The organism is Ruegeria sp. HKCCA6707, assembly GCF_013033515.1.
Lineage (GTDB): Bacteria > Pseudomonadota > Alphaproteobacteria > Rhodobacterales > Rhodobacteraceae > Ruegeria.
Genome location: NZ_WQEG01000006.1, coordinates 162,502 through 179,498 on the forward strand (window position 1 = coordinate 162,502; position 16,997 = coordinate 179,498).

The window sequence follows — 16,997 nt, forward strand, 5'->3', positions numbered from 1 at the left end:
TTGCAATTCGGACGGGTGACGCTCAACCTATCGGAAATGGTGAATGTGAAGGATCCGCGATATGATCGATCAGGCAGATTTGGCCGCCCGGAAAAAGAGCATTATCGACCGATTGATGTCTCTTGAGGCCCAAGAGCTTGCCACCGCGCAGGCGCATTATGATGCGTTCCTGAAAGATGCACAGTTGGATGATCGGGAAGTGCATGACAAGGATGATATCGTGGCCGCGCGCGAAAACGCCGATTTGGCGGCGGCGTTCGACACGCCGGTTCACACGCATCACGCCAAGATCGATGTGATCGAGAACACGGATTTTGGTCTCAAGGACCGCGTTGAACCCGGTGCTGTGATCAAATTCAACAATCGTCGTTTTGTGGTCTGTGTCTCAACCACCCGGTTTGAGGTGGACGGGAAGACCTATATGGGGATTTCAACCCAAAGCCCGATCTTTCTGGCCATGTCCGGCCTGCAAGAAGGTGATGTGTTCACCCATAATGGGACCGAGTTTGAGGTGCAGGAGGTCCTATAACCTCAGGCTTTTCGCGGTGGGATGATCTGTTGTGCGATCCCTGCTGAAACCAGATAAAGGCTGGTGATCACCAATCCCCAATGGGCCCAGCTTTCAGGATGGAAATCGACCCAGGCGGCCCAGCCTGCAAAGAAGGTCCAGGCCAGGGCCATCGGCAGGGTGACACTGCGCCAGCGCGCGGTACGGACCGGGTGGACGAATTTCAGCGGCACGAACATCGCAATCGAGAGCAGCGTGACCAGCATCAGGATCACCCAGAAATTGGGCTCTAGCGCAAAGATCACGATGACAAACATGTTCCAGCAACCGGGAAAACCTGAAAATGAGTTATCCTTGGTCTTCATCCTCGTGTCGGCGAAATACATGGCGCTGGCAAAGGTGATGACGATGATGGCAAACCACCCGGTCCAGCCATCCATCAGGCCCGATTTGAACAGAGCGAAAGCCGGGATGAAGACATATGTCAGGTAATCGATGATCAGATCCAAAAGCACCCCGTCAAACTCGGGCGCATTGTGTTTGACGTGGTAATGACGGGCCAGGGGGCCGTCGATGCCGTCGACAATGAACGACACCACAAGCCACAGATACATCAGGCTCCACTGTCCTTCGACCGCGGCCAACATGGCGAGCATTGCAAAAACGGCGCCAGTGGCAGTGAAAAGGTGAACGGCAAGAGCTTTGAATCTAAGTGTCATTAGGGTGTCATGTACGATCAGCGCTTGGGATGCAAAGCAAAAAGCCCGAACTGACCTGTCATTGCGCCTTGGGATGAGCGCGGTTGTAAACCTCCATCAGGCGGGCTGTGTCAACGGCGGTATAGGCCTGTGTGGTTGACAGGGAGGCATGGCCCAGCAATTCCTGAATGGCGCGCAGGTCGCCGCCAGCCGACAGCAGGTGCGTTGCAAAACTGTGGCGCATGGCATGCGGCGTGGCGGTTGAGGGCAGCCCCAACTGCATCCGGGCCTTGGCCATCACGCTCTGGATCGCGCGCGGATTCAGAGCGCCGCCACGCACGCCACGAAACAGGGGGGCTTGCGGCGATTGCGGGTGAGGGCACAGGCGCAGATAGTGGTCGGTTGTCGCGCGGGCGGCGGGGATGACAGGGACGATGCGTTCTTTGCCGCCTTTGCCCAGGATGCGCAACGTGTTTGGCAAGGGCGCGTCAGCACCGGTGAGCGACAGAGTTTCGGAAATGCGCAGCCCGCAGCCATAAAGCAATGTCACGACAGCAACATCGCGCGCGGCGATCCAGTCCGAGGTGGATTGTGCCTCAACCGTTTCGATCATGGCGCGGGCAGCGTCTTCGGCCAGTGGACGCGGCAGCTTCTTGGTGAACTTGGGGGCGCGTGTCGACAGGACGGCGGTAGGTTCAAAGCCTTCGCGTTCGGCCAGCCAGCGGTAAAAGCTTTTGACGGCAGAAAGCTTGCGCGCCAATGAGCGGGACCCGACACCCGCGCTGCGCTGGTCTGCCATCCAGGCGCGCATGTCGGACACGGAAATCCGCTCAAGCGCCGCCAGACCCTGACGTCCGCTGTGATGCAACGTCATGAAGGATAGAAATTCGGTAACGTCGCCCGCATAGGCCTTGCGGGTGTTCTCTGCGCGGCCCGCAAGCGCGCCCAGACTGTTCAGCCAATGCTGCAGTGCGTCGCGGCAGGCGGGTGAAATCAGGCTCACGACAACCAGTGGCGCATGGAACGTTCGAATACACCGGCAAAAAAGCTGAGCAGATCGGTGCCCAGTTGCGGGCTGAAATGCTTGGGATCCTTCGCGCCCATCACGATCATGCCGGGCAGCCGCCCGGGGCCAAAATCGAGCTTGAGGCAGGCTTCGGAGCGCAAGTTGGCTGCCTTTTCACCATAAATGCGTGGCGTGGGGCGCGCGACTTCGCGCAGCGTAATCTCGCGCGGGGCGCCGGTTCGGTCCTGGGCCAGGTAACCGTCAACAAAGCCGGGTTCAGCGATTGTGAGAACGCCGCCAAGCTTGTCGACAGCGGGGTCTTGTCGCATGGCGGTGGTTTCAAGCACCAGGGTGATATGCTCAACACGCAAGATCTCGGCCACGTCATTGCCGAGGACACGCAGGAAATCTTCGAACTCGACAGGTTCGAGTAGGCGTAAGATGGCGCGATGGACCTGATTTGTACCCGCCAGATTTTCGTAGGCGGCGGCGATGACAGAACGGTGCGTGTCTTCCAGCCGATCCAGCCTGTCTTCGAGCCGTTGCATGGCGATGCCGCGCAGATCGATGATGTTGTCACCACGCGCCTGTTCGTTGGCTGAAACCAAGGCGCGCATCAGGTCTGTATCGTCCAACACCGCGTCCGGTTCCGCCAGAATAGCCGCGCGCAGGTTATCCTCGAGTTTTTGATTGCTGCTCATGTCCTGTCCGGTCTTTTTTTGTTTGTCGCCTTATAGCATGGCGGGCCGGATTTACCTTGGGAAAAATGCACGCAAAGAGAGAATTCCCGTTACGCTGTTGCCCGGAGGGCTCCCGCCTGCAAGGGCCTGATCAAAGATCAGTTTTTGCAGTTGGGCCGGGCACGGCACCTGGCGGTGCCGCGCGGTTGTGCGATGTGTCAGAGGATCTTTTGACCTGTTTTGGCCCAGTCGGACAGGAACGCTTCGAGACCTTTGTCGGTCAAGGGGTGATCGGCCAGTTTCTTGATCACGCCCGGAGGGGCGGTGATCACGTCAGCCCCGATGCGGGCACTGTCGGTCACGTGGTTCACGGTGCGGATCGAGGCGGCGAGGATTTCGGTTTCAAAACCGTAATTGTCATAGACCTGACGGATATCGGCGATCAGATCCATGCCGTCGAGGTTGATGTCATCCAGGCGGCCGATAAAGGGTGAAATGAAAGTGGCCCCTGCTTTGGCGGCCAGGATCGCCTGGTTGGTCGAGAAGCACAGGGTCACGTTGACCATCTGGCCTTCGTCGCTAAGAGTTTTGCAGGTTTTCAGACCCGCCCAGGTCAGAGGCACTTTGACCGCGATATTCGGCGCGATCTTGGCCAGCTTGCGGCCCTCGGCGATCATGTCGTCGGCTTCGGTCGCTACAACTTCGGCTGAAACCGGGCCATCGACCAGTTCACAGATCTCTTTGGTCACTTCCAGAATGTCGCGGCCTGATTTCAGGATCAGCGAAGGGTTGGTGGTTACACCGTCCACCATGCCCAGGTCGTTCAGTTCGGCGATGGCATCAATCTCGGCGGTATCTACGAAGAATTTCATATGGGCAGTCCTTTGATGGGTTGGCCTTGATTGCCGATGGCTTTACCTCAAAGAAGGCCGTGCTGAAACCCCTTGGTAAGGATATACTGTGAGCGCTAACGGATTTTTCGACGAAGGAGAGCTGGTTGCGGTGCTGACGACGCAGCCGCTGGACCGGACGTTGGATTACAAAGCGCCCGAGGGCGGGTGCTTTCTGGGCGCTTTTGTCGAGGTACCGCTGGGCCCGCGCAAAGTGCTGGGCGTGGTCTGGGGGCCGGGGCAGGGCGGGTTCGATCTGGCCAAGGCGCGGTCAGTGATCCGGGTGCTTGAGGTTGCGCCCATGCGCGAAGAGATGCGCGTATTCTTGGGCAAGGTCGCCGACTACACGCTCACGCCGATGCCTGCGATGCTTCGGTTGGCGACCCGCGCGCCGGGTTTGGGCGACCCGCCTTCGATGCGCAAGGTCTATCGGCTGGGCGATCGCACGCCCGACCGTATGACCGATGCGCGGACCCGGGTGTTGGAGGTGCTGCGCAATTATGGTGGGCTGGCCTTTACGCTGAAGGAATTGGCCGAGCAGGCGGGTGTGACCTCATCGGTGGTCAAAGGTCTGGTCAAACAAGGCGCTGTGCGCGAGGAAGACAGTCCGCGTGATCTGCCCTATCCGCATCTTGACCCTGATCTGCCGGGCAAAGATCTGACAGGTGATCAGGCCGCGGCCGTCGCGCGTTTGCGGGACGGGCAGCGCAGCGGCGACTATGGCACCACCTTGTTGAAAGGCGTCACCGGATCAGGCAAGACCGAGGTTTACCTCGAAGCTGTGGCCGAAGCGCTGCGGATGGGGCGTCAGGCGCTGGTGCTGCTGCCCGAGATCGCCTTGACAGCCGAGTTTCTGACCCGGGTTGAGGCGCGGTTCGGCGCCCGCCCTGCGGAATGGCATTCTGGCGCAACCATGACCGAGCGCCGCCGCGTCTGGCGCATGGTCGGGCAGGGCGAGGCGCAGCTGGTCGTGGGGGCGCGGTCGGCTTTGTTCTTGCCGTTTCGCCAACTGGGCTTGGTTGTCGTCGACGAAGAGCATGACACATCTTACAAGCAAGAAGATGGGGTGCATTATAGCGCGCGAGACATGGCGGTTCTGCGTGCTGCCATTTGCGGGGCGCGGGTGATATTGGCCAGCGCCACACCGTCTTTGGAAAGCTGGGCCAATGCCGAGGCCGGGAAATATGAGCGGTTGGACCTGACATCGCGTTTTGGCGACGCCGTGCTGCCCGAGATGAAACCCATCGACATGCGGGCCGAACAGATGCAGCCGGGCACATGGATATCCCCGTCGCTGCGGCAAGCGGTGCGGCAGCGGATCAAGCGGGGCGAACAGTCGCTTTTGTTCATCAACCGGCGTGGCTACGCCCCAGTGACGCTCTGCCGGGCCTGCGGTGAGCAGATCGGCTGTGACCATTGTGATGCGCGAATGGTTGAGCACCGGTTCCTCAAGCGGCTGATGTGCCACCAATGTGGCGAGACCAAGCCGATGCCGGAGGTCTGTCCGTCTTGCGGAGTTGAAGGCAAGCTGGCCCCGGTTGGGCCGGGGATCGAACGGCTGGCTGAAGAGGCCGAGACCACGTTCCCCGAGGCCAAGATCGCGATGCTCAGTTCAGATCTGTTTGGTTCGGCCCGGGCGCTCAAGGCCAAGATTGAGGAGATTGCCGAGGGTGATGCCGACATTATCATCGGAACGCAGTTGGTGGCCAAAGGGCATAACTTCCCCAAGCTGACCTTGGTGGGTGTGATCGATGCCGATCTCAGCCTGCACGGTGCGGACTTGCGGGCGGCGGAACGCACGTTCCAACTGATGCGGCAGGTTGCGGGTCGCGCGGGGCGCGCAGACAAACCGGGTCAGGCCTTGTTGCAGACCTTTCAGCCCGAACACCCTGTGATACGTGCCATCCTTTCAGGGGATGAAGAGGGTTTCTGGAAAGCCGAGGCTGCTGGGCGTCAGGCCGCAGGTGTCCCGCCCTATGGCCGTATGGCCGGGATCGTGTTGTCGGGGCCCGAGGTTGCGCCGGTCTTTGACATCGGAAACGCATTGGCGCGAAATACAGGTCCTTTGACCCAAATCGGTGCGCAAGTCTTTGGTCCCGCGCCTGCGCCAATTGCGCGGATCCGCGGCCGTCACCGGGTGCGGTTGCTGGTCAAAGCCCCCAAAGGCGCGCCGATTCAGGATGCGGTGGCCCGCTGGATTGCGCCTTTGCGGCTGAAGGGAGACATTCGTCTAACTGTCGATATCGACCCGCAAAGTTTCTACTGACTTCTGCATTCACGCAGGTTTGCTGTGCGTTTGGTCGTCGCCTCTCGCCAAACCGGCAAAATGGGCGTAGAGGGGTCTCATGCTGAAACCCATGCCCCTTGCCGAGGCGCAAAGCCTGCCATTCTGGCGTCGTCCCATTACGCTCTTGTTCGTGATGGCGCTGACGATGCCGATTGCGTTCAACGCGTGGAGCGCCTTGCTGAACAACTTCGTCATCGAAGTGGCCAGCTTTGACGGGGCCGATATCGGCTTGTTGCACACTGTGCGCGAAATCCCCGGGTTTCTGGCCGTTGGCGTGATCGCGGTGATCATCTTCATCCGCGAACAGGTACTGGCGATGATCTCGCTGATGATGTTGGGTGTGGCAACCGCCGTGACAGCGTGGTTTCCCAGCTTGGGCGGGCTGCTATTCGTGACGCTCTTCAGTTCAATCGGGTTTCACTATTACGAGACGGTCAACCAGTCACTGCAATTACAGTGGTTGCCCAAGGATCGCGCGCCGCAGATTTTGGGCTGGTTGGTTGCAATGGGCTCAGCCGCCACGGCGGTGGTTTATGGGCTGATTGTCCTGACCTGGGACCGGTTCGATCTGTCCTATAACTTTGTCTTCATGGCCGCAGGGGGTGTGACGGCACTGCTGGCGCTGTTCTGTCTGCTGGCTTACCCGCAATTCGATGCCCCAACGCAGCAGACCAAAAAGCTGATCCTCCGCAAACGCTATTGGCTTTATTATGCGCTGCAATTCATGGCCGGTGCGCGGCGGCAGATCTTTGTCGTTTTCGCAGGCTTCATGATGGTCGAAAAGTTCGGGTTTGAAGTGCACGAGCTGACCAGCCTCTATCTGATCAACCTGATGATCAACATGATGGCGGCGCCTTTACTGGGCAAAGCTGTCGCCAAATTTGGCGAGCGTCGGACGCTGATCTTTGAATATGCCGGTTTGGCCATCGTCTTTGCGGCCTATGGGGGCATCTATTGGTTCGGCTGGGGCGTTCTTCTGGCCGCGATCCTTTATGTGATCGACCATGTGCTGTTTGCGCTGGCGCTGGCCCTGAAAACCTATTTCCAGAAGATCGCGGATCCGGCAGATATCGCGCCAACCGCGGCGGTGGCCTTTACCATCAACCATATCGCTGCGGTGTTCTTGCCTGCGCTTTTGGGTCTGCTCTGGGTGGTATCGCCGGGGGCCGTGTTTGGTTTGGCGGCGGCAATGGCCTTGATCTCGCTTGCCCTGTCGCTGCTGATCCCCCGCCATCCCGAGCCGGGGAATGAGACGGTTCTGACCAAATACGCACCCGCCCCGGCGGAATAAAGGCGTGCTTGACCTTGGCGGCGCAGCGGCCTAGGCGCTGTTTCGACCGAGACAGGAGGCCCCGATGCCCACATTCACCGCATTCACCACGCTGACAGGTAAGAAGGCCGCCGAAAGCCTGGGCGAAGCGATGGAGCGTCTGGAGCCCGAACCGACCGGGATCGGCGTTTTCGAAGTCGAGGACGGATCGGGCCTTTGGGAAGTGGGCGGTTATTTCACGGAAGATCCCGATGAGACGGCGCTGGCCGTTCTGGCTGTCGCCTTCGAGGCCAAGCCTTTTGTGGTCTCGGAATTGCCCGAGACAGATTGGGTCGCGCATGTGCGGCGTGAACTGGCCCCGGTCGAGGCTGGGCGCTTTTTTGTTTATGGCGCTCACGATGCCGACAAACTACCCGAAGACCGCATCCCTTTGCTGATCGAGGCGGCCATGGCCTTTGGCACAGGGCATCATGGAACAACGCTTGGTTGCCTCAAGGCGCTGGACCGTTTGTTGGACGAAGGGTTCACCGCAACGAAGGTCGCAGATATTGGGTGCGGTACGGCAGTACTGGCAATGGCTGCTGCGCGCGTTTGGGATGGGGATATCATCGCCAGCGACATCGATGAGGTCGCCGTTGACGTGGCAAAGGCAAACCTCAAAGCAAATGACATGGATGGCGCCGTTCAATGTGTCGAGGCGGCAGGGTTCGATCACCCTGATCTACACAAGCACGCGCCATATGATCTGATCTTTGCCAACATCCTAAAAGGCCCTCTGGTAGCGCTTGCACCCGAGATTTCCGCCAATCTGAGGCCGGGTGGACAAGCGATTCTCTCGGGAATCCTTAACGAACAAGCCCAAGATGTGTTGAACGTTTATTTACAAAATGAATTCAATCTTCACCATCAGAGCCAGATTGGTGAGTGGACGACGCTAATTTTAAGAAAACAGGGTTAAATTGCGGCCATTTACAGGAGTTTTATGGATTTTTGCCACGGTTTCGGCACATTCTGAATTTACGTTTTACTAAATTGATTGGGGGGCGGTTTTCGGAGGCTGCCATGACGACTAAACACTTGGAATTCGATCAGCGCGTAACGCGCCTGGTTAAGAAACATGACAAACTGAGCCGCGGCTATCGGACGACCATGCGGTCGGATGGCTTGGTGGTGATGAAGCCGCAACGTGTGCGTTCAGGCATTCCAGCGAAATTTTTGCTGCTGTGCATACTCGGTTTTATCGGCTTCAAAGCGCTGTTGCTGACGCATCTGGGCGCTGGGGCGTATGAAAACCGTGTTGCAAGCCTGTCCGAAGGCACATCTGTCGAAAAGGCCGGTGCATGGATCATGCAGGCTGACCCGGTTTCAGAATTCGCCGCCTCGCAATTGGCGAAAATCTGGTACTGACCGACAAAGGTTCTTTCGATCCTTTGGTTGCGCTTCGGCGTATTAAAAAACACCGCCTGCCGTTTGGCATGCGGTGTTTCTTTTTCGCGATGTGATTTTCGATTGGTAAACCGACAACGCTTCGCGACTTAGCGGCGGCCTTCGGCAACCAGGTCGATGTCGCCGCGGCACAGGCCGATATCTTCAAGCTCGCGGTCGCTCAGGTCGTTCAGTGCATTGCGGGTCGAACGGGCGTCATTCCATTCAACAACAGCATTTACGAGCGTTGCGCCGATACGGCCGACAAGGCCGAACGAGCCAGTGGTGGCGCGGGTGAAATCCAGTACAGCCATATCCTGTTTCCTTCTGGTTGGTGGTGACATCAAGTCTTGTGATCTTGGCGGCAGTTAGTGATCTGAAACGGCACCGACAAGATCAAAAATTGCATGTGTCCCATGCAATTTCTGCAATGCTCGAGTTTCCTGTAATCCCCTTAAAAAACAGGTTAATTCGCGTTCATGAAGCGGTCGAATTTCGACCATTTGCTGTCGTAAAAAGGCGATGGCGTCGTACCCGGAACAGGAATGTCGCAATCGGACTTTGGCGTAATTTCCTTGGAAAATGTTCACGCTTCGTGCTAATCGGATAAAAATATCACAATAACCCGAGCAGGCTGGGGCAAAACATGCGAATTCTGGGCATTGATCCGGGGCTGAGAACCCTGGGATGGGGCGTCATCGAATCGCGCGGCAGCCGTCTGAGCCATGTTGCAAACGGATTGTGCCAGTCTGATGGGGATGATCTGGGTGAGCGTTTGCTGTCTTTGCACAACCAGATTGTCGAGGTCATCGCCGAACACGAACCTGATCAGGCCGCCATCGAGCAAACCTTTGTCAACAAGGACGGGGCGGGCACGTTGAAGCTGGGCCAGGCGCGGGGCGTGGCATTGTTGACGCTGGCACAGGCGGGGTTGCCTGTTGGCGAATATGCGCCGAACCGGGTCAAGAAAACTGTGGTCGGGGTAGGGCACGCGGAGAAAGAGCAGATCATCCATATGGTCAAGCTGCAACTGCCGGGGTGCAATCCAAAAGGGGCTGACGCGGCTGACGCGCTGGCGATTGCGATCTGTCATTCCTATTATGGCGTGGCGCAGCAGGCGCGTTTGAAAGAGGTGCGGGCATGATCGGCAAACTGACAGGGCGGCTGGAATACCGCGCCGCAGATCACGTGCTGATCGATGTGCGTGGTGTGGGCTATATCGTCTATTGCTCGGACCGGACCATGGCGGCCTTGCCCGGTGTGGGCGAGGCTGTGTCGGTCTACACTGATATGGTGGTGCGTGAAGACCTGATGCAGCTCTACGGTTTTCTGTCACTGGTCGAGAAGGAATGGCACCGCTTGCTTTGTTCGGTTCAGGGGGTTGGGGCCAAGGTATCGCTGGCGATCATCAGCGCGCTGGGTCCTGATGGGGTCAGCCGTGCGATTGCCTTGGGCGATTGGGCCTCGGTCAAGGCCGCTAAAGGGGTTGGCCCCAAGACGGCGCAGCGCATTGTGCTGGATCTGAAGGACAAGGCGCCCGGCGTTATGGCCATGGGCGGAACCGTGGCCGAGGCTATGGATGGGCCCGCGCTGGACGTGGTGGAACTGAACGAGCCTGCGCCCAAGCCCAAGCGTGCACCCGCACCCGCATCCGGCTCAGCTGCTGCAAGCGCTGGCGCGCTCTCGGCACTGGCCAATCTGGGATACGGACCATCAGATGCGGCCTCGGCCGTGGCTGAAGCGGCGGCAAGCCAGCCTGACGCCGGTGAGGCCGATCTGATCCGCGCCGCGCTGCGTCTGTTGGCGCCGAAAGGGTAAATGAATGGTTGATGCCGATCCCACGCTGCGCCCCGAGCCAATGCCCGAGGACAATGACCGCGCGCTGCGCCCTCAGGGGCTGGATGAATTCATCGGCCAGGCCGAGGCCCGCGCGAACCTGCGCATCTTCATCCAATCGGCTCGCCAGCGGGGCGAGGCGATGGATCACACTCTGTTTCACGGCCCCCCCGGTTTGGGCAAGACCACGCTGGCGCAGATCATGGCGCGTGAGCTTGGAGTGAATTTCCGCATGACCTCGGGGCCGGTACTGGCCAAGGCGGGGGATCTGGCGGCGATCCTGACCAATCTGGAATCGCGCGACGTGCTGTTCATCGACGAAATCCACCGCCTGAACCCGGCGGTAGAAGAAGTGCTTTATCCTGCGATGGAGGATTTCGAGCTTGATCTGGTGATCGGCGAAGGCCCTGCGGCTCGCACGGTTCGGATTGAGTTGCAGCCCTTTACTCTGGTCGGCGCGACCACGCGAATGGGTCTGCTCACCACGCCCTTACGCGACCGGTTCGGCATTCCCACCCGGTTGCAGTTCTATACGGTTGATGAATTACACGAGATTGTCACGCGGAATGCGCGAAAGCTTGGGGCTCCTGCGGATGATGACGGCGCGCGCGAGATCGCGCGAAGGTCACGCGGTACGCCCCGGATTGCGGGGCGATTGCTGCGGCGGGTTGTGGATTTCGCCATTGTAGAAGGCGACGGGCGGATCACACGCGAACTGGCCGATGGGGCCTTGACCCGGCTGGGCGTCGACAATCTGGGGCTGGACGGTGCCGACCGTCGATACCTGACACTGATCGCCGAGAACTATGCGGGTGGGCCGGTGGGGATAGAAACCCTGTCTGCGGCCTTGTCCGAAAGCCGGGATTCGCTGGAAGAGGTGATCGAGCCCTATCTGTTGCAACAGGGTTTGATCCAGCGCACGCCGCGTGGGCGGATGCTGGCGCAAAAGGCGTGGACGCATTTGGGGATGGCTGCCCCAAAGAGCCAAAGCGATCTGTTTGGTTGATATTGCCGAGCTTAGATTTTATGCCTCCGGCGGCCGTATTTGAAACAAGAAGAAGAGGCAGGGCGTGACTCCGGGCGATATCGAAAGGCTGTTTACCCGCGAAAGTGGCGAGTTTCTGTTTGCCCGTTGGGGGCGGCCCATCGTGCCGGTGGTCTTTGGTGTCGAGGACGCGACGCTGTCCACGGTAAAAGGCGCGTTTGAGGCCGTGGTGGCGCTGGCCGGTCACGCGATGGCCGAGACGGACCCGGAACTGGGCGTCAACTGCATGGTGTTCTTTTTCCGCGACTGGCAAGAATTGCTGGAAGTGCCAGATCTGGACCGGTTGATCCCCGATCTGGTGCCGCTGGTCGAGAGGTTGGTTGCGGCTGAGGCCAATCAGTACCGCATTTTCCGGTTCGAAGAAGATGGCGCCATTCGCGCCGCCTTTGTCTTTCTGCGAATGGACGAGGACCTGTCCAAGGTTCCTGCGGAAACTCTGGCGCTGAGCCAGGTGGTGCAGACCATGCTTCTGTGGTCAGATACCGCCTTTCGAAACGCCTCGCCCCTGGCGATCGCAGGCGAGGCGACGATCCTGCGCCCCGACATTGCCGCTTTGATCCGGGCAGCCTACGATCCGGTCTTGCCGGGCGCGGCGCAGGACGCGTCGCACGCACTGCGTTTGTTTGCCCGGCTGGAGCTTCCGCAATGAAACACATCTATCCGGTGCGGGTCTATTACGAAGATACCGACATGGGCGGGGTTGTGTATCACGCCAATTATCTGAAATTCATTGAACGGGCGCGGTCGGACTGGGTGCGCAAGCTGGGCAATGACCAGAACGCCATGCGTGACGCCGGGATCGTCTGGGTGGTGCGGCGGATCGAGGCGGATTACCTGTCCGCAGCCCGGTTTGAAGATGAATTGGTTGTCGAAACCGAGATCGCCGCGCTGTCAGGCGCGCGGCTGACCATGTCGCAACTGATCAAACGGGGCGAGACCGAGATTTTCCGCGCCGAAGTGACGGCTGTTTGCATGAATGCCGAGGGGAAACCTGTGCGGCTTCCGGCAGAGATTCGCGCATTGATGTAACAAAGAGCTCAATCGCGGTGGTTCTGTTGGCTTTTCATCCCCAACTGCGTTAGCGTTCGTCAAAACAAGGCCAAATGGCCGTCAGGCAAAACTAAAGAGCAGGTTCATGGAAGCTGAAACGCTGGCGCTGGCGCAGGAGATCGATTTCTCCATGTGGGGGCTCTATGCCCGCGCGACCTTTATCGTCAAATTGGTGATGTTGATGCTGATTGCGGCGTCGGTCTGGTCCTGGGCGATCATCATTCAAAAGCTGATCAACTACCGCGCGGCACGGCGCGAAGCGCAGGGTTTTGATGAGCTGTTCTGGTCTGGCAACCCGCTGGATGAGTTGTTCGAAGAGATCGGGACGCAGCCCGATGGCAGCTCGGAAAAGATCTTTGCAGCCGGTATGATCGAATGGCGGCGCTCGCACCGTACAGATGGTGGGTTGATCGCAGGCGCGACAGCGCGGATCGACCGGTCAATGGATGTAGCCATCGCGAAGGAGGCTGAAACGCTGCAAAAGGGCTTGCCGATTCTGGCCACCGTGGGCTCGACCGCGCCCTTTATCGGCCTATTCGGCACCGTTTGGGGCATCATGAACGCTTTTATCGAGATTGCGGAACAGCAGAACACCAACTTGGCCGTTGTCGCCCCGGGTATTGCCGAGGCTTTGCTGGCCACAGGCTTGGGTCTGTTGGCAGCGATCCCTGCGGTGATTTTCTACAACAAGCTCAGCGCCGACAGTGATCGGATCGTCGGTGGCTATGAAGCCTTTGCCGATGAATTCGCAACGATCCTGTCGCGTCAGTTGGACAGCTGACCATGGGCGCGGCGGTTCAGCAATCTTCGGGCAACGGGGGGCGCAGGCGCGGACGGCGTCGTGGTAGGTCTCAGCCGATGGCTGAGATCAACGTGACACCTTTTGTGGATGTCATGCTGGTTTTGCTGATCATTTTCATGGTGGCTGCACCATTGCTGACGGTGGGGGTCCCGGTCGAGCTGCCCAGGACCGCTGCCAGCGCCTTGCCGGGCGATGACGAAGAACCCTTGACCGTTACGATGACGGCGGATGGCCGGGTGCAAATACAGACAACCGATGTCGCGCGCGAGGATTTGATTGGCCGGTTGCGGGCCATTGCGGCAGAACGCAGCAGTGATCGGGTGTTCCTGCGGGCGGATGGGTCGATCCCTTATGCACAGGTCATGCAGATCATGGGGGCCTTGAATGCGGGCGGGTTTTCCAATGTTGGACTGGTCACCGATACGGGCGGGCCAACGCTGGACGAAGGTGGAGAGTGAGGTCGCACGGTGGACACCGGCACCAAGATTTCTGCGGTAGCGCATGTCAGCCTGATCAGTTGGGCTCTGTTCGGCGGCACATTCCGGTCCGAGCCATTGCCGATGTCCGTGCAGGATGTCTCTGTCATTACGGCTGAACAGTTCGCGGCGTTGCAGGCGCAGCAGCTTGCGCCCGAAGTGCCGGTGACCCCTGCGGCATTGCAGCAGCCCGATGCGCCGGAGGACGAAACCAACACGCCAGAGCCGACCGAACAGGATCAACCCGAATCCGAGACGGTTGAAACGCCAGCAGAGCCCGAGGTCGAAAGTGAACCGAAGACGTTGGAACTGCCACCCGAGCCTGAGTTGGTGGAAGAGCCGCCGACGCTGACCGAGCCGGAACCGGAAACTGCTGTTTTGCCACTGCCGCCCGGGCCATCTTCGCAACCCGCCCCTTCCGACAAGATCGCTCCTGATCCGATTGCGCCACCGCCACCGGATGCGCGGCCCGACGATATCGAAACCCCTCCGGTCTCGCAGGAGGAAGGGGCCGAAACGCAACAGGAGCAGCAAGAACAGACCGCGCCGGAAGAGGCCGCGCCCGAGATTGTGACCGAGGCCGAAGAGACGCAGGAGTCAGCGCCCGCCACGTCACCGCGCCCGCGTGTGCGCCCCAACCGCCCTGCACCTGAACCAGAGGTCGCCGAAGCGCCCGAGCCCGAAGCGCAAGAACCCCAGACGCAAGAACCCGAAGCAGCCGCGCCGTCGGCCATTGAAGACGCGCTGGCACAGGCTTTGGGTGAAGGCACCGAACCCTCGGGGCCGCCCTTGACCAGCGGCGAAAAAGACGCGATGCGGTTGGCCGTGTCGCGGTGCTGGAACGTGGGTTCTCTGTCTACAGATGCGCTGAACGTTGTCGTGGTGGTCGGGTTTTCATTGACCCGCGGTGGCAAGGTTGTTGGGGGAAGTCTGCGCATGATCGACAGCTCTGGCGGATCGGCGGGTGCTGCGAAACAAGCGTATGAGGCCGCGCGTCGCGCGATCCTGAGATGCGGTGCCAAAGGATACACTTTGCCGGCTGACAAATACGATCAGTGGCAGGATATTGAGATTACCTTCAATCCCGAGAGGATGCGGATCAAATGATGAGATTGCTGACCGTTCTGTTGATGGGCCTGACCTTGGTGTCGGCACCGGTTCACGCACAAAACGGACCGCTGCGGTTGGAACTGGATGAAGGGATCATCGAACCTTTGCCCTTTGCTGTGCCGCGCTTTGTCCCCGACGGGCCGTCCGCGTCCCAATACGCCACAGATATCTCGCGTGTTGTCGCAGCAGATCTGACGGGCACCGGGCTGTTTCGTGAGATTTCCTCGGACGCCTTTATCAGCCAGGTCAACAGCTTTGATGCGCCGGTGCAGTTTGCCGATTGGAAAGCCATCAATGCCGAGGCTTTGGTGACCGGTGCGGTCAACTTATCGGGCAACCGACTGACGGTGCGGTTCCGGGTGTGGGATGTGTTTTCCGGGCAAGAGCTGGGCAACGGTTTGCAGTTTGCCGGTACAACCGAAGGCTGGCGGCGCATGGCGCATAAAGTTGCCGATCAGGTCTATAGCCGCGTTACTGGCGAAGGGGGCTATTTCGACAGCCGCGTCGCCTTTGTCTCGGAAAGCGGCCCCAAGGATCAGCGCCGCAAACGGCTGGCGATCATGGATTATGACGGGGCGAATGTGCAGTACCTGACCGACAGCGCTTCGATCGTTCTGGCCCCTCGCTTTTCGCCCTCGGGCGACCGCCTGCTCTATACCAGCTACGAGACCGGGCAACCGCGGATCTATGTTCTGGACGTGGCCCGTGTGCGCCGGCAAGAGCTGAACACGTTGGACGGCACCATGAGCTTTTCGCCTCGGTTCTCGCCGGACGGGCGCTCGATCGTCTATTCGCTGACGCAAGGTGGCAATACGGATCTGTGGAAGATGGACATCGCGTCGGGCCAAAGCGTGCGCCTGACCAATACGCCCGCGATTGAAACCGCACCCAGCTATGCGCCAGATGGCATCCAGATCGTGTTCGAAAGCGACCGGTCGGGGACACCGCAGCTCTATATCATGCCCGCGAACGGGGGTGAGGCAACACGGATCAGCTTTGGCCAAGGTCGGTACGGCACCCCTGTCTGGTCACCGCGCGGCGATCTGATTGCGTTCACCAAGCAGAACAAAGGCCGGTTCCATATCGGCGTGATGCGCGTTGACGGCAGCGAGGAGCGGCTTTTGACGGCGTCCTTCCTGGACGAAGGCCCCACCTGGTCGCCCAATGGGAGGGTCATCATGTTCACCCGCGAAACCCAAGGGGCCAGCGGGCGCTCGACGCTCTATTCGGTGGATATCTCGGGCCGGAACCTGAAACCGGTGCGCACGCCCGACGGTGGCAGCGATCCGTCCTGGGGGCCTTTGCAGAATTGATCATCGCGCGCCGGTGCGCAACGTTCACAACATCCCGGCAATGTGGTAGAGACAGAGCAATAATCAAAACCGAGCACGAGGCACTTGAAATGAACCTTCTGAGCAAAGTCGCAGCGGTGGGCGCGCTGGCGCTGATCGCGGCATGTACCAATAGTGATCCTTCAAATCTGGATGGAGGCAGCGGACTTGGCCCTGATGGCCAATTGCTGCAGGGCTCACCCAGCGATCCGCGTTCGCCCGCCTATTTCCAGCAAACCGTTGGTGACCGGGTGTTGTTTGCCGTGGACCAGTCCACTTTGACGCCCGAGGCGCAGATCATCCTACAAGGGCAGGCGGATTGGCTGCTGGCCAACCCCGACTTTGTGGCTACAATCGAAGGGCACGCGGATGAGCAGGGTACACGGGAATATAACCTTGCTTTAGGTGCGCAGCGGGCAAATTCGGCACGGGATTTCTTGATCTCTCGCGGAGTCGCTGGCACGCGCCTTAACACTGTCAGCTACGGCAAGGAACGGCCGATCGAGATTTGCAGCACCGAAGAATGCTATTCCAAGAACCGCCGGGCTGTGACCGTTCTGACCGGCTCAACACTGGGGTAAAT

The 16,997-nt window shown here is 59.5% G+C and carries 20 protein-coding genes; 15 read left to right on the plus strand and 5 right to left on the minus strand.

The genetic code is table 11. The features are described 5' to 3' along the window. Positions 1-61 precede the first annotated feature (61 nt). Positions 62-529: a hypothetical protein gene (locus GOW40_RS15585; protein ID WP_171131518.1), complete on the plus strand. Its 468-nt coding sequence runs from the start codon at positions 62-64 to the stop codon at positions 527-529. Between the two features lie 2 nt (positions 530-531). Here the strand turns inward: GOW40_RS15585 and GOW40_RS15590 are convergent, their stop codons facing one another. The 4 genes from GOW40_RS15590 to fsa form a co-directional block, all read right to left on the minus strand. Next, positions 532-1,227 carry a phosphatidylcholine/phosphatidylserine synthase gene (locus tag GOW40_RS15590; RefSeq protein WP_171100444.1) on the minus strand — a complete coding sequence of 232 codons (696 nt, stop codon included), beginning with the start codon at positions 1,225-1,227 and terminating at the stop codon, positions 532-534. 58 nt (positions 1,228-1,285) lie between these two features. Then, on the minus strand, positions 1,286-2,209 hold the full coding sequence (locus GOW40_RS15595; protein WP_171131515.1) for a tyrosine recombinase XerC: 924 nt from the start codon (positions 2,207-2,209) through the stop codon (positions 1,286-1,288). Continuing rightward, positions 2,206-2,913: a DUF484 family protein gene (locus GOW40_RS15600; RefSeq protein ID WP_171131513.1), complete on the minus strand. Its 708-nt coding sequence runs from the start codon at positions 2,911-2,913 to the stop codon at positions 2,206-2,208. Before GOW40_RS15600 ends, GOW40_RS15595 begins: the two co-directional genes overlap by 4 nt. A gap of 197 nt (positions 2,914-3,110) precedes the next feature. Beyond that, a complete protein-coding gene (gene fsa, locus GOW40_RS15605) occupies positions 3,111-3,764 on the minus strand; it encodes a fructose-6-phosphate aldolase (protein WP_171100438.1) in 654 nt (217 codons plus the stop codon). Positions 3,765-3,852: 88 nt separating this feature from the next. Between fsa and GOW40_RS15610 the strand changes: the two genes are divergently transcribed. From GOW40_RS15610 to GOW40_RS15625, 4 genes are all read left to right on the plus strand, one after another. Continuing rightward, the gene (locus GOW40_RS15610) at positions 3,853-6,048 is read left to right on the plus strand and encodes a primosomal protein N' (RefSeq protein WP_171136575.1); all 2,196 of its coding nucleotides are present in this window, start codon (positions 3,853-3,855) and stop codon (positions 6,046-6,048) included. A gap of 79 nt (positions 6,049-6,127) precedes the next feature. Beyond that, complete coding sequence (locus GOW40_RS15615) at positions 6,128-7,360, plus strand: MFS transporter (RefSeq protein ID WP_171100434.1); 1,233 nt, start codon at positions 6,128-6,130, stop codon at positions 7,358-7,360. A gap of 64 nt (positions 7,361-7,424) precedes the next feature. Then, entirely contained in the window at positions 7,425-8,297 is an 873-nt protein-coding gene (locus tag GOW40_RS15620) for a 50S ribosomal protein L11 methyltransferase (protein ID WP_171131509.1), read from the plus strand. 104 nt (positions 8,298-8,401) lie between these two features. Next, positions 8,402-8,746 (plus strand): hypothetical protein, encoded by a 345-nt coding sequence (locus GOW40_RS15625; protein ID WP_171100713.1) that lies wholly within the window; start codon positions 8,402-8,404, stop codon positions 8,744-8,746. Between the two features lie 128 nt (positions 8,747-8,874). Here GOW40_RS15625 and GOW40_RS15630 read toward each other — a convergent pair whose 3' ends face one another. Beyond that, positions 8,875-9,078, minus strand: a complete 204-nt coding sequence (locus tag GOW40_RS15630) for a DUF1127 domain-containing protein (protein ID WP_171100430.1) — start codon at positions 9,076-9,078, stop codon at positions 8,875-8,877. Between the two features lie 332 nt (positions 9,079-9,410). Here GOW40_RS15630 and ruvC point away from each other — a divergent pair, with 332 nt between their 5' ends. The 10 genes from ruvC to pal all read left to right on the plus strand — a co-directional run bounded on the left by ruvC (position 9,411) and on the right by pal (position 16,995). Beyond that, positions 9,411-9,908, plus strand: a complete 498-nt coding sequence (ruvC, locus tag GOW40_RS15635; protein WP_171131507.1) for a crossover junction endodeoxyribonuclease RuvC — start codon at positions 9,411-9,413, stop codon at positions 9,906-9,908. Then, positions 9,905-10,582, plus strand: coding sequence for a Holliday junction branch migration protein RuvA (gene ruvA, locus GOW40_RS15640; RefSeq protein ID WP_171131505.1), 678 nt, complete (start codon positions 9,905-9,907; stop codon positions 10,580-10,582). Before ruvC ends, ruvA begins: the two co-directional genes overlap by 4 nt. 4 nt (positions 10,583-10,586) lie before the next feature. Further along, a complete protein-coding gene (ruvB, locus tag GOW40_RS15645; RefSeq protein WP_171131503.1) occupies positions 10,587-11,606 on the plus strand; it encodes a Holliday junction branch migration DNA helicase RuvB in 1,020 nt (339 codons plus the stop codon). Positions 11,607-11,670: 64 nt separating this feature from the next. Continuing rightward, positions 11,671-12,294 (plus strand): hypothetical protein, encoded by a 624-nt coding sequence (locus GOW40_RS15650; RefSeq protein ID WP_171131500.1) that lies wholly within the window; start codon positions 11,671-11,673, stop codon positions 12,292-12,294. Next, complete coding sequence (ybgC, locus tag GOW40_RS15655) at positions 12,291-12,674, plus strand: tol-pal system-associated acyl-CoA thioesterase (protein ID WP_171100421.1); 384 nt, start codon at positions 12,291-12,293, stop codon at positions 12,672-12,674. The genes GOW40_RS15650 and ybgC overlap by 4 nt, the downstream gene beginning before the upstream one ends. Before the next feature lie 106 nt (positions 12,675-12,780). After that, positions 12,781-13,476, plus strand: a complete 696-nt coding sequence (gene tolQ / locus GOW40_RS15660; RefSeq protein WP_171100419.1) for a protein TolQ — start codon at positions 12,781-12,783, stop codon at positions 13,474-13,476. A gap of 2 nt (positions 13,477-13,478) precedes the next feature. Next, positions 13,479-13,955, plus strand: coding sequence for a protein TolR (gene tolR / locus GOW40_RS15665; protein WP_171131498.1), 477 nt, complete (start codon positions 13,479-13,481; stop codon positions 13,953-13,955). Between the two features lie 9 nt (positions 13,956-13,964). Next, the gene (locus GOW40_RS15670) at positions 13,965-15,080 is read left to right on the plus strand and encodes an energy transducer TonB (RefSeq protein WP_171131496.1); all 1,116 of its coding nucleotides are present in this window, start codon (positions 13,965-13,967) and stop codon (positions 15,078-15,080) included. Continuing rightward, a complete protein-coding gene (gene tolB, locus GOW40_RS15675) occupies positions 15,077-16,396 on the plus strand; it encodes a Tol-Pal system beta propeller repeat protein TolB (RefSeq protein WP_171131494.1) in 1,320 nt (439 codons plus the stop codon). Before GOW40_RS15670 ends, tolB begins: the two co-directional genes overlap by 4 nt. A gap of 89 nt (positions 16,397-16,485) precedes the next feature. Beyond that, the gene (gene pal / locus GOW40_RS15680) at positions 16,486-16,995 is read left to right on the plus strand and encodes a peptidoglycan-associated lipoprotein Pal (protein WP_171231083.1); all 510 of its coding nucleotides are present in this window, start codon (positions 16,486-16,488) and stop codon (positions 16,993-16,995) included. The last annotated feature ends 2 nt before the right edge of the window (positions 16,996-16,997 follow it).